Consider the following 12432-nt stretch of genomic DNA (forward strand, 5'->3'; position numbering starts at 1 on the left):
CCAATAACCTGAAGGCTTTCTTTATTACCTCAAACTCAATAACGTGAATAAAAAGAGTTAACTGCTGACGTGAGTTGATCGTAAATCGGTTTTGTGAATTCAATGAACAAATCCTGAGGTGGTGGCGGAGGAACTTCTGAGTTATTACAGATCTTTATTTGTTCATCACTCAATGCGCGCTCATCGCCACTGAATGTGCCCCATTTGGAAAACCAAACAAACTCTCCATTGAATTTTCTATGGGTGAGCACAGCATCTGATTGTGCATCAAAAACCCGCATACTAACGATACCTTTTGAAATTACCTCTTTTCTCCAGGTTGTCAGTTTTGCAGTTACGGTTCCATAAGCATCAACTTTCTCTCCTTCGATTACGACGGTGCCTACCTTTACGCTATCTTTGCTATAGGTTTCAATTTCCTTGATTACATGAGTTTCACCCACGGTAAATTCATCAAATTCAAGTCTCAGGTACTGGTCAACAAAAGGCAGTTGCTCTTTCTCAGCTTCGCGTGGAGTATAGAACCGAACGAACTGGTTGCTTCTGAATTGAGAATGAAGGTATTCCTCTATTTTATCCTGAAAAAAGGCCGCGCTGAGCCGGAATCTCGAGTGAACGGGTATTTGCTCCACTACAACCTTCAATGTGGCCATGAAGTGCGCTTCTTCTATTTTGTTTTGCACATCCTTGTAGCCAGGGACATATTCCTGCACATCGATGAAAAGGAAGTATGCTTTTTTAGCATCTTCGCGCGTTTCACGGTTTAATGCGATCATAGCGGCTTCATAACTTTCGCTGGCAGCTCTCTCTTTAAGCTCTGGCAGCTTGTCATAATAATTTTTCGGATTGTGGATGACCCTTAAAGCTCCGGGTGATCTTCTGATCTCCTCATACATGACATTGACTTGCTGATACCTCCTGAGTGCATCACGATATTTAAATGGAGCATTGCTGGCCAGGCTGTTGGCAGCACTTTGCTCAATGGTCTCAAGTGCAAGTGGATAGCCTCTGCGCAGGGTTTCCCTGGACTTTTTATGATCAGGTTTTTGGCGTAGCCTGTTAACCGCTTTTAAAACTGCCTCATAATAGTCTCCCTGCTCAAATGCCTTCTTACCAGAGGTGCAATCTGTAAGTAACAGAGGTGTGAGAAGTAATAACAAAAAGTAAATTTTTTTCATATGCAAGTAAGTTTCCAGCCGGCATATAAAGGTAGCTTTAAATGTAGTGCACGGAAGCAAGACGGCTTTAAAACTACTTATATGCTAAGACTTTTAAATGCTACAATTAACATAATTGATGCCAATTTATAAAGCCTTAGCAGAATTTACCTTCACACATACTGCGATTTTAATCAGGCTGCATTTTCTTTCATAAGCACTTCGTCCTTGTCATTAACACCGAGACAAAGCAGGCCCGCCAGTATCATAGAAGCACCACCTATGATCAAAGCATAGATAAATTCACTATTGAAGAAGGTTGAGATCAGAAATCCCAAAACGCTTGCCGCTACAATCTGGGGGATGACGATAAAGAAATTGAAGATGCCCATATAGTATCCCATCTTCTTAGCAGGCAATGCAGAGGAAAGCATGGCGTAAGGTACAGAAAGTATGCTTGCCCAAGCTATACCAACACCTACCATGGATAGGATCAACCAGTCCGGGTCATTTATAAAATAAAAGGAAATAAGTCCAAGTCCTCCGCATGTTAAGGCTAGCAGATGGGTGATTCGACGGCTGGTTAGCTTTGCTAAATAGGGAAGTAGCAAGGCTGCGATAGCTGCTACACCATTGTATCCGCTAAAAAGAAGGGATACCCAGTCTGCACCCTCGTTATAAGCGAGGCTTGTTGTGTCGGTGGAGAGGTATATATGGCTTGTAACAGCCGATGTAGTATAGATCCACATGGCGAACAGGGCAAACCATGAAAAGAATTGAACAAAAGCCAACTGGATCATGGTTTTAGGCATATTTTGAAAGTCACGGACTATTTGAACAAAGCCATTGCGGTATAAGTTTTTTCTCATAAATAAAGCTGCAACAAAGTAAGATAAACCAAATACAGATACCACTCCGCATAATACATATAGCTGAGGATCCAATTGCTGAGAATAAAACCATACTGTTAACAAAACAGCTATGCCTAAAAGGGCCAGGCCGATTTTCAGGTATACACTTGGAGCATATCTGATTTGTATCGGCTCTTCTTTTTTCTCCGGGTTAAGATCTTCTTTATCAGGAGGGTACTCCTTGGTTGAGAACACAGTCCACATTACAGCTGCAAAAAAGGCAACGGCTCCTACATAAAATGACCATTTAACAGACTCCGGGATTTCTCCGGCAGTGGCAGTATTTGATAAACCGACCCAATTTGTAAACATCCATGGGAGAGCGGAAGCTACTACTGCACCGATACCAATGAAGAAGCTTTGCATGGCAAATCCGGTAGTTCGCTGAGAAGGAGGGAGCATATCGCCAACAAAAGCTCTGAATGGCTCCATACTTATGTTTATAGAGGCATCCATGATCCAAAGCATACCAATCGCTATCCATAAAGAGGGCGAGTTGGGCATAATGATCAATGCTATTGATGCCAGAATGGCACCTATGGCAAAAAAGGGTCTTCGGCGTCCCCATTTCGGATGCCAGGTTTTATCACTGTAATATCCGATAATCGGTTGCACCAGCAGGCCGGTAACAGGGGCTGCCAACCAGTAGAATGCAAGATTTTTGGTGTCTCCGCCTAATGTTTCAAAGATACGGCTGGTATTGGCATTTTGCAGGGCAAAACCAAACTGGATGCCTAAAAAGCCGAAGCTCATGTTCCAGATCTGCCAAAAGCTTAATTTTGGTTTTTCAGATGTAAGGGATACCTTCTCCATTTTTCAGTTTTATAGGTAGGTTGAAACAAAAACTGCCTCTCTAGTTGATCAGTAAAGGCAGTCGTTATTTACTATTTAATAATTACTATGTACTCGTAAGGTTTTAAAGTTTTAAGGGCAGATAGGTCTACCTGCTCTCCGGTCATATAGTTTTGGTGTGAGCCGGATAGTTCAGCGTTCTGCGCAACTTCCTGCTGCTGATTGCTGAGGTTGAGAATAACCAGCACTTCGTTCCCATCCTTTTTTCTGCTATATGCCAGTACGTTTTTGTTGTCAACATCTATTTTTACAGGTACTCCACCATATTGGCCGCTCCATAAAGCCGTATTGTTCTTTCTCAGACTTATGAGTTTTTTGTAGAAGTCGGTCAGCCCCTTTTTATCCTGCCAGTTGATGCTGTCTTTTTCAAAGAAGGCAAGTCTTTTATCAAGCCCTACTTCCTGGCCACTGTAGATCATAGGTATGCCGTAAATGGTAAATGTAAAGACCGCAAAGGCTTTGTGACCTTCTCCATATCGCTCAAATACGGTACCGGCCCAGGCGTTTTCATCGTGGTTGGTAATCATCAGCAGCCTGAAAGGGCTATGTCCGTAATGGGCAAGGTCCTTTTCAATATACTCGTACAGATCGTCTCCTGAGTGCTCTCCTTTAGCGACATCTTCGGTTGCGTGCAGTATACTCCAGTTGTAAGTGGCATCCAGTTCGAGGTGCATTCTGGGCTCATCCCATTCGGCAAGCCAAAACAGGTCTTTCAGGGGATCAAGGGCCGCAGTGGCTTCTTCCCAGAAGTAGAGCGGGATCTCATGGCCGGCATGGTCGCACCTGAAGCCGTCAATATCCGTTTCATCAATCCAGAATCTCATGGCATCGATCATTTTCTTTCTGGTTTCAGGCTTTGTGTGATCCAGCAGGGCAATGTCTGTCCAGTCTGCCTCATAAGTAATATTTCCCAAACTGTCTTTGGCGTAATATTCCGGATGTTCCGTAATCCACGGGTGATCCCATGCGGTATGGTTGGGCACCCAGTCGAGTATAACATACATACCCAACTCATGCGCTTTGTTTACTGTGGCTTTGAAGTCTTCCAGCGTGCCAAACTCAGGATTGACAGCCTCATAATCCTTGATCGAATAATAACTGCCGAGTGTTCCCTTTCTGTTTTTCTCTCCGATCGGCTGTATGGGCATAAACCATAATATCTCTGTGCCGAGCTCTTTTATTCTTGGCAGATGCTCATCAAAGGCTTTGAAAGTGCCTTCAGGTGTAAACTGGCGAATGTTGACTTCATAGATGGTCATATTGCCGGCCAGTTGCGGAAATGTGGCTTCTTTCGGCTCTTCGGTCCTTTTTGTCTCCTTATTGCTCTTTTCGGCAGGGGTACAGGCGCAAATGCCTGCCAGCACAAGCGTTAAAAAGTGTAAGCTATATTTCTTCATAATGGGATTGAGTGGGTTAATGTAGTAATATTTCAAATCAGTCCTTTACCATCTGACCTCTATTTCTTCATTGATGTTGTCAAAAGACACCATCCGGAGGTCTTTTACTACCAGCCTCGTGTTAGGCTCCGTGTAAATAGGATCAAAGTTTGAAATCGGTAGTATGAACTGATAATCGTGTGTCTCAGGCGTGGCAGCCGCGTTATTTACTGTTGCTGAATCAGGGCTGAAACCATGGAAACATATTTTTATATGCTTATATCGGGAACTGAAAGCACCTTCCGCTTTGGATATTTTTATGGATGAACTTTCAGGGTTGTATTGTATGGTACGTTTGTGGTAGTTGCCCTGCTGGTATTCATAAGAGTCACCATCATCTTCATAGTAGGTGAATGATGATATTTCTTTGCCTGCATAAAGGTGAAGTTCCAGGGTATCTCCAAGATCCGTGGTATTGAATCCGGCCTTCGGACTTACAGGAATTATGGATGATGCTTTTACAAATAAAGGTAACCTTTCAATAGGGCATTCGGCTACAATTTCCTGTTTACCATGATAATGTCTGTCAGTGAAGAATTCGTACCATTCACCCTCAGGCAAGTAAACCTTTGTCAGGTCTTTGGTGCTTTCTACAGGCCCCACAAGTATGTTTTTTCCAAACATATATTGGTTGTGATAAAGCTTATCGAAGATCTTGCTATCATGGCTATAATCAATGGCAAGGCTTCTGGCTATCGGTGTGCCGGTTTGGGCAGATTCGTAGAATGCGCTGTAAATATATGGCATTAATTTGTAGCGCAATCTGATATAATTCCTCGATATCTCCTCGACCTCTTCTCCGTATGCCCAGGGTTCGGAGTCGCGGCTGTTAATCATGCTATGGCCTCTGAAGAAAGGGGAGAAGGCACCTAGTTGTACCCATCGTGCGAATAAGTGTTCGCTGGAATTTCCTACAAATCCCCCTACATCATAACCAGCAAATGGAATACCCGTGAGCCCCATACTGTTTACCAGCCTTACACCTACAAGCATATGCTCATCGTTGGCTACATTGTCGCCGGTCCATACTGCCGAATAGCGTTGTACACCAGAGAAACCTGCACGAGTGAGATTAAAGGGCCTTTTGCCATTAAGGTGATGTTTTGCTCCCTCAAATGTGCTTTTGGCCATCTGCATACCGTATATATTGCGGCCTTTACGTGTTGTTCCTTTGCTGCCTTCCAGGTCAAACTCTATGAGCTCTGGCATCATCTGCCCCCACGTGGCTATTTCGTTCATATCATTCCAGAAGCCATGAACGCCCATCTCTACGTATCCCTTTAATTTATCTTTCCACCAATCCCTGGTTTTAGGATTTGTAAAGTCAGGGAAGTGGCACCAGCCTGGCCAAACGGCTCCGGAATAATAGCTGCCATCAGGATATTTGAGAAAAACATCTTTTTTCTTACCATCCTCATAGGCTTCGTAACCATCCTCGATCTTTATACCAGGATCACACATGACAACAACATGAAAGCCTAACTCCCGGAGCTGTGAGATCATTTTTTCAGGGTCAGAAAATTTCACCTTGTCCCAGGTGAAAATCTTGTAGCTTTCCATATAATGGATGTCAAATACTATTACATCCGCCGGAATATCCTTGTCTCTGAAGGTTTGGGCTACAGTTAAGGCTTCTTTATCAGGATAGTAACTGTACCGGCACTGCTGATACCCGATACTCCACATTGGTGGCATAGACATGCGGCCTGTAAGGTATGTATATGATTGTATGATCTCGTCAACTGAATCGTGATGGATGAAATAATAATTCATATCACCACTGTCGGCAGAGAAGCTGGAGAATCTGTTGTTGGACGCTGCGAAATTGAAATGCGATTTGTGAGAATTATCCAGAAAAATACCGTAAGAGAGTTGATTGTGCAGACCAATATAAAAAGGAGTGGAGCAATACAAAGGGTCACTCTCGGGGCCATATGCAAAGCTATCAGTATTCCAATGCTGGTAGCCATGACCCTTTCGATCCAATGGTCCGGTTTTTTCTCCAAGACCAATAAAGCGTTCACCCTCCTGCAACTTTTTATATGTAGTCACCTGCTCACCGATCCATGAAGTACCGAAACTATCGTCTTCATTAATGGCATTACCTTGTTTGTCAAAGAAAGAAAATCGCAGTGGACGCTTTTCAATTTTAAGATCGATGGCGCTGGTGCTGAGTATCAACAGGTCATCTGAATCTTCCAGGTTGAAATCATTAAATTCCGGTTTGGCAATAACGGCATAAGAATGCTCATCGTATTGCTCATTGGCCGTAATATGAATACGAATTATATTTGACGAGTATACCAGGACCCTGAACTGATAGCTGCCCGTTTTTCCTTCCAGACCATTATGCTTTTCCTCAAACTGAAGAAGGTTATCCACGCTGGTACTTAAGTTCGTTTTTGATGATGATTGAGATACTATCATTTATCTAAAGTTAGTTAAAAAATGCCCGAAATCCGGCTTTTTTCTTACTGCAATTCGAACGAAAGTAAAGACATTATTCCTTACAAATCGACCGTTTAGGGCAAAAAAATCCCGAAATCGTTTGCGTTGACGATTGTATGGAAAACTTTTAAATACAACCGCCTGTCGCAAAAGTAGTTTTGTTGGCAATTCCTTTCTTAACAAGAGATACTTATGAAAAAGTATCGCCTTCTTTTAATGCATGTTTTTAAATTTAATGTTTCATTTTAAACTGTTCGAAATCGTAATATACTGGCATTAACCATGCCCGGGCAGGAATGGTCTTATTGCCAGGAAAGAGTATAAAATCATTCAGTTGCTTTTTTAGGGTTATTTTTAGTTATCAACAGGCAGCCTAACATAGAATTTACTGCCTTTGACATCATGGTCAGTTACACCAATTTTCCCGTTGTGCTGGTTGATGATCTGCTTTGAAATGTACAGCCCTATACCAAGCCCGGAAGTAAAGTCATGGTTCTTTTTTAAGCGGTAGAAACGCTCAAATATTTTTTCTCTGTACTGAGGTTTTATTCCCGGGCCATAATCAACCACCTCCAACACTACATGGCCATCTTCCCTGAAGTTATTGATTAATACCTTGTCTGCATTGTTAGAGTACTTTATGGCGTTGCTGATAAGGTTGACCATAACCTGCTCAAGCCGGTTGGCGTCCCCTTTGATTTTAGTCCCTGATTTACCTTTGAGAATTATTTTGTGATTATTGCTCAGTGGCCGGGCATCATCTACAGCCTGCTCTACCAGTTTATCGAAGTCAAACTCTGTAATATTGAATTTCATCTTCCCTGTCTGTATACGCGTGACATCCAGCAGGTCGGAGACCAGTGAGTTGATTTTGTTTAGCCCGGTGGAGGCTTTTTGGGCGTATAGACGCGCTGTGTCTGCATCTTCTTTTTTTAGTACTTCCTCCAGTAATTCAAGGTATGCTTTTACTGTGGTCAGAGGTGTTTTTAACTCATGGCTGGCAATACTCATGAATTCATCTTTCTTTTCCTCAATTGTCTTTTGCTCGTGAATGTCGGTAGCTGTACATATCCAGACCACTAATTCTTCTTCATCTTTGTTGAAAAGTGGGGTATTCCTGATCAGGTGCCACCTGTACTTCCCGTTTTTATCCTTGAGGCGGTATTGTCTTTTAAACCCTTCTTTCGTTTGCCGGGCTTCCCTCGTCAGCGTGGGAGAATGTTGTGCATCCTCTTCATGAATATACTCAGTCAGCTTCAGGTCTGCCGGAGGCCCATCAAAACCAAAATAGTTTCTCATGGTTTGGTTGATGTATGAGATATCTCCCTCAGGGTCAATAGTCCAGATCTTTTGAGCCATGGATTCTGCCAGTGTACCGAAGAACTTTGCACTGTTTTCTGCTTTTTTGCGGTTACTGACATGCTCTGTTACATCCACGGCATAAATTATAATATCAGGCTTGTCATGGTCTGAGTACCTTAGCGGAGCATAGGTGAAATTAAAATACCTTGTTTCCTCACCATTTCCATTGTAATCCATAGTAATGGTGGCCTCATTTTGATGATGTGCTTTCCCACTTTTACGCACATTGTTCAGCATGTCAATAAACCCGTGTGCCGCAAGCTCTGGCATAACACTCATTACGGAGTGACCTTCAAGCTCACGGTTTGGAAAAAGGGCTTTATAAGCCGGATTTGCAAACTCAAAAATAAAGTCTTCCCCTTTAAGTACTGCAATATGATCCGGAGATGTTACTGAAAGCTTTTCCCACATTTGCTTTTGCCTGGTAAGCTTCTGTGAAGCGATTCTGAGGTCTACATAGGCATTCTCCAGTTCTTCATTAGTAGCCTGCAGTTCTTCGTTGGAGGTTTCCAGCTCTTCGTTGGAGGCCTGTAGCTCTTCATTGGATGATTGCAACTCTTCGTTAAGTGCCTGTAGCTCTTCATTAGTGGTTTCAAGCTCCTGAACCAATGTATTCATATGTTGCTTGTTGCTGATCAGTTCATATTGCAGTTCCTGATTACGCTGAGATTCCAGCAATGCTTCACCACCCTCTTCCACATTAATAAAGAAAGGCTCTACCCCATCAAACGATTCAAAGATCACCATAAAGTATGGGTGCCCGGGCTTGGTATATATCAATGGTTTCACGATAAGTCTTACCAGGTGGCTTTCTTCCTTATCATGAAATCTTCTGGGGCCACCTTTTTCGATTTTCATGGATTTCATGGACTGCATGGTCAGAGCTCGTGCTTCTATCTGGAGTTCCTCTGAGATCAGCCTCAGCAAGTTCATGTTGGCCAGCCCAGGTTTGATCTTCAAAATGCTGTTGGTATCACCGGATATTTCCAGAATATCCATATTCTCATCAATTATTACATATGGGTGTTCATAGGTGTTATAAACCGTTTCCTTGACCATTTCATGAAGAGAAAGTGATTCATTTTTCAGGTTGAGCTTAGGGGAAACCTTCTTATCTACTACCAGGGGTTTGGTAGAGGGCAGTCGCAACGGTTTCAAGGAGCTTCGCTCTTTGCGCGAAAATATCCTGTATTTTGCATTAAGTGTACTGAACAGGTTTTTATAATTACCAACCGACTCTGACTTTCCCAGAAATAAAATTCCTCCAGGGAGCAGTGAATATTGAAAAATAGGGAAAATATGATTTTGAAGTCGCTGATTAAAGTATATAAACAAATTGCGACAGCTGATCAGGTCTAACCTGAGAAAGGGAGGATTAGAAGTAAGATCATGCTTGGTATACAGGATAATCTGTTTGATGTCCCGGCAAACTTCGTATTCCTCTTCATTGTATTTCTCAAAATATTTATCAATCAAATTGGCAGGGATTACTTCCACCTTATCTTTCTTATAAATACCTATCCGTGCAGTTTTTAAAGCTTTTGTGTTAATGTCGGTGGCGAAAATTTGCGGCTTGATGTCATACCTGCCTGTCTTGATCAGCAGTTCATTAATCAATATCGCTATGCTTACACTTTCTTCTCCTGTGGCGCAGCCGGGTATCCACACCCTGAGTCTGGAGCCTTTGCTCTTTTGCTTGATAAGATCTTCTATTTCTATTTTCAGAGCTTTAAATGCTTCATTATCTCTGAAAAAAGAAGTCACACCAATAAGCAGATATTTAAAGAACTCATCAAGTTCGTCCTCATTGTTTCTTATATATTTGAGGTATGCCTCTACCGTATTAAATTTTTTATCATGCAGCCTCTTTTCCAGCCTTCGGATAATGGTTGACTCCTTATAATTGCTGAAGTCGGTTCCTATTTTAGCTTCGAGCAGGCTTAAAATAGTGCTTATATCATCGCTCGATTCATAGAAGGTGCTCTCTTTATTTTCATCCTGTACATCATCATAAACCTTGTTTCTACTTCCATGGATCATATCAAGCAGACTTTCCCCTATTTCTCTGGGGGATAGGATGGCATCGATCATTCCGGTGCTAATGGCAGCATGAGGCATACCTGTGTATTTACAAGTGTCGAGGCTCTGGCAAATGGTAAGGCCACCCGCCCTGCGAAGTGCCATCACACCTTTACTTCCGTCTTGCCCCGTGCCTGACAGTACAATACCAGCCGCCTTCTTGCCATATTCTTTGGCAAGTGATGTGAAAAGCCTGTCAATGCTTGGTCTTGGTCCTCCGGCACTGGTTTCTACTATTTCCAGGTGTGTGCCTTTCAGTATGGCGTCACAGTTAGGAGGGGTAACATATATATGATTAGGCTCTAGTTCCACACCATCGGCAATGGCTGTGGTAGGAAGTATGGTTTTTCTACTAAGTATTTCTGCCAGCATACTTTTGTATTCAGGACTAAGGTGCTGGGCTATAATTATGGCAGAATTATTAATATTTTCGGGTAGAGCGTCGATCAATTCCTGAAGAGGAGTAAGCCCTCCCGCCGATGCTCCGATAGCTACTATATATTCGACTGATTTCTTTTTATTCAAGTTTTCTTAAAATTTTGTTCTTCCTTTAAAACCACTAAGAATGGAAATTGTTAGTGGAAATGTTTAACAATCAGCACTAAGCATCAGGTAATGGCATCTATTTGGATAGACATAAATTGCAGAATAATAAGGACAGACAAATCATGGGATGAGCTCGCAAGAAAGAATAAGGCCAGCCAGCTAACAGGTGATGAAATTTCGGGCAGATTGATATGGAAATATATCAAGGGAGATCCTGCAAGGATGTTTTTGGATGCTTTGATAACAAGGGTCAGGGTAACGGGAAAACCTTATATTTTGCATTACAGATGTGATGGCCCATCGAGGGCTCAATTTATGAAAATGATGGTATCGAAGGTAAGCGACGGGACTTTTCATATTGAGCACGATTTAATTCGCACTGGTGAAATTACCCCTGAGATAAGCTTTATAGAGGATAGCGAGGCTGAGGAAAAACGTTGTGCGGTTTGTGGTAAAATACAATTCAAAGGAGGATGGTTTGATGCTTTGACCAGCCGGCGGGTTTTTGGTAGCCTGGATGAATTAAGGACCCAGACTGTGATATGTGAGGCCTGTGAGCCACAAGTGTACATGACAGATATAAAATAAGAAACCCCACATTGAGTGGGGTTTCTGGGTCAAGCTGCTTTATTCCAGTTGGTTTTAGTAAAGATAATCAAGCGCTGTTTTGTCGTTGTTGTTAAATGGTCTGTCGGACCCGTCGGAGCATGCAAGCATCCAGGAAGCAGCATCTGGGGTAGTAGGTGTACCCGGAGTATGATTGGCGCCTACACCTCCATCACCTTCATTGTCAGCACTTCCGCCGCAGCTATAGCTTCTGTCCATATAATCAGTGTGGCGAAAGCCTATACAATGTCCCATTTCATGAGCAATAGTAGTGGTTAGCGCACCAATATCACTTACACCGTCGTAATACTGCCTGGTCAGCAGTATTTCGTTGTGAGGATCGCCACCGGCTGTAGGGAAACCGGCAGAACCCAGAATACCGAACCAGTAGTACCACCATGGGGACGGATTGATCACCATATCTGCTCCACCTGAGCTGGTCACACGCTGAAAGGTAAGGTTCAGATTTTCGCTATTGTACCTTGCAATGGCCGCATCTACAGCAGTAAAGTACTTGGATGAAAAGCTGGTGCTTACATACACATCAATAGTCCGGGGCAGTGAAGACACGAGGTTGTCAGTATGGTACTGCTCCTCAACGGCTACGATGTTTGATGGCTTCATACGATCCACGTCAGCTTCCGAAAGCACAATATCACCCTCCACAACGAGAGAACCGTTGTATTTAAAAGCATTATCCGTTTTGAAACCTAAAGCGTGCAATTTAGCAATGGTTTCTGGAGAAATAGCCTCTTTTTCAGGTGCGACATCTTCCTGCTCATTACAGGAAACAAACAGACATAAGGCCAGACCAATGGCCAGTAATTTAGGGTTAGTCATAATAAAAGATGGTTTAGGTTGGAAATTTTAATTTCGAGCTTAATATACAAATCGCTGAGTCACAATGCTTTTAAAAACGGCGTTGTATATTACATACAAAAGGAAAGTTGGGATTTTGTTTTTTGGGAACGGGATTGATGTTTAGTATTTCTGCACTGATAGCTTTATAGTCGAAGTAAATTTTATATGTAAGAT

Annotated in this window: 7 protein-coding genes; 1 reads left to right on the forward strand and 6 read right to left on the reverse strand. The window is 42.6% G+C overall.

Going from position 1 to position 12432, the window contains the following annotated elements; genetic code table 11:
• Positions 1-35: 35 nt before the first annotated feature.
• From LVD17_RS21505 to LVD17_RS21525, 5 genes are all read right to left on the reverse strand, one after another.
• Complete coding sequence (locus LVD17_RS21505) at positions 36-1178, reverse strand: hypothetical protein (protein ID WP_233761165.1); 1143 nt, start codon at positions 1176-1178, stop codon at positions 36-38.
• A gap of 173 nt (positions 1179-1351) precedes the next feature.
• Complete coding sequence (locus LVD17_RS21510; protein WP_233761167.1) at positions 1352-2881, reverse strand: MFS transporter; 1530 nt, start codon at positions 2879-2881, stop codon at positions 1352-1354.
• A gap of 71 nt (positions 2882-2952) precedes the next feature.
• Positions 2953-4317 carry an alpha-amylase family glycosyl hydrolase gene (locus tag LVD17_RS21515; protein ID WP_233761169.1) on the reverse strand — a complete coding sequence of 455 codons (1365 nt, stop codon included), beginning with the start codon at positions 4315-4317 and terminating at the stop codon, positions 2953-2955.
• Between the two features lie 45 nt (positions 4318-4362).
• Positions 4363-6783, reverse strand: a complete 2421-nt coding sequence (locus LVD17_RS21520; protein WP_233761170.1) for a glycoside hydrolase family 31 protein — start codon at positions 6781-6783, stop codon at positions 4363-4365.
• Positions 6784-7158: 375 nt separating this feature from the next.
• Entirely contained in the window at positions 7159-10770 is a 3612-nt protein-coding gene (locus LVD17_RS21525) for a chemotaxis protein CheB (protein ID WP_233761171.1), read from the reverse strand.
• A 90-nt stretch (positions 10771-10860) separates the two neighbouring features.
• On the opposite strand from LVD17_RS21525, the gene LVD17_RS21530 reads away from it, so the two are divergent.
• Positions 10861-11379: a hypothetical protein gene (locus tag LVD17_RS21530; protein ID WP_233761172.1), complete on the forward strand. Its 519-nt coding sequence runs from the start codon at positions 10861-10863 to the stop codon at positions 11377-11379.
• A 54-nt stretch (positions 11380-11433) separates the two neighbouring features.
• Here LVD17_RS21530 and LVD17_RS21535 read toward each other — a convergent pair whose 3' ends face one another.
• The gene (locus LVD17_RS21535; RefSeq protein WP_233761173.1) at positions 11434-12237 is read right to left on the reverse strand and encodes a M57 family metalloprotease; all 804 of its coding nucleotides are present in this window, start codon (positions 12235-12237) and stop codon (positions 11434-11436) included.
• Positions 12238-12432 lie beyond the last annotated feature (195 nt).

The organism is Fulvivirga ulvae, assembly GCF_021389975.1.
In the GTDB taxonomy this organism is placed as follows: domain Bacteria; phylum Bacteroidota; class Bacteroidia; order Cytophagales; family Cyclobacteriaceae; genus Fulvivirga; species Fulvivirga ulvae.

Excerpts from the sequence above, each read along its gene's own strand:
- LVD17_RS21505 (WP_233761165.1), bottom strand. The coding sequence starts at position 1,178 with ATGAAAAAAATTTACTTTTTGTTATTACTTCTCACACCTCTGTTACTT.
- LVD17_RS21510 (WP_233761167.1), bottom strand. The coding sequence starts at position 2,881 with ATGGAGAAGGTATCCCTTACATCTGAAAAACCAAAATTAAGCTTTTGG.
- LVD17_RS21515 (WP_233761169.1), bottom strand. The coding sequence starts at position 4,317 with ATGAAGAAATATAGCTTACACTTTTTAACGCTTGTGCTGGCAGGCATT.
- LVD17_RS21520 (WP_233761170.1), bottom strand. The coding sequence starts at position 6,783 with ATGATAGTATCTCAATCATCATCAAAAACGAACTTAAGTACCAGCGTG.
- LVD17_RS21530 (WP_233761172.1), top strand. The coding sequence starts at position 10,861 with ATGGCATCTATTTGGATAGACATAAATTGCAGAATAATAAGGACAGAC.
- LVD17_RS21535 (WP_233761173.1), bottom strand. The coding sequence starts at position 12,237 with ATGACTAACCCTAAATTACTGGCCATTGGTCTGGCCTTATGTCTGTTT.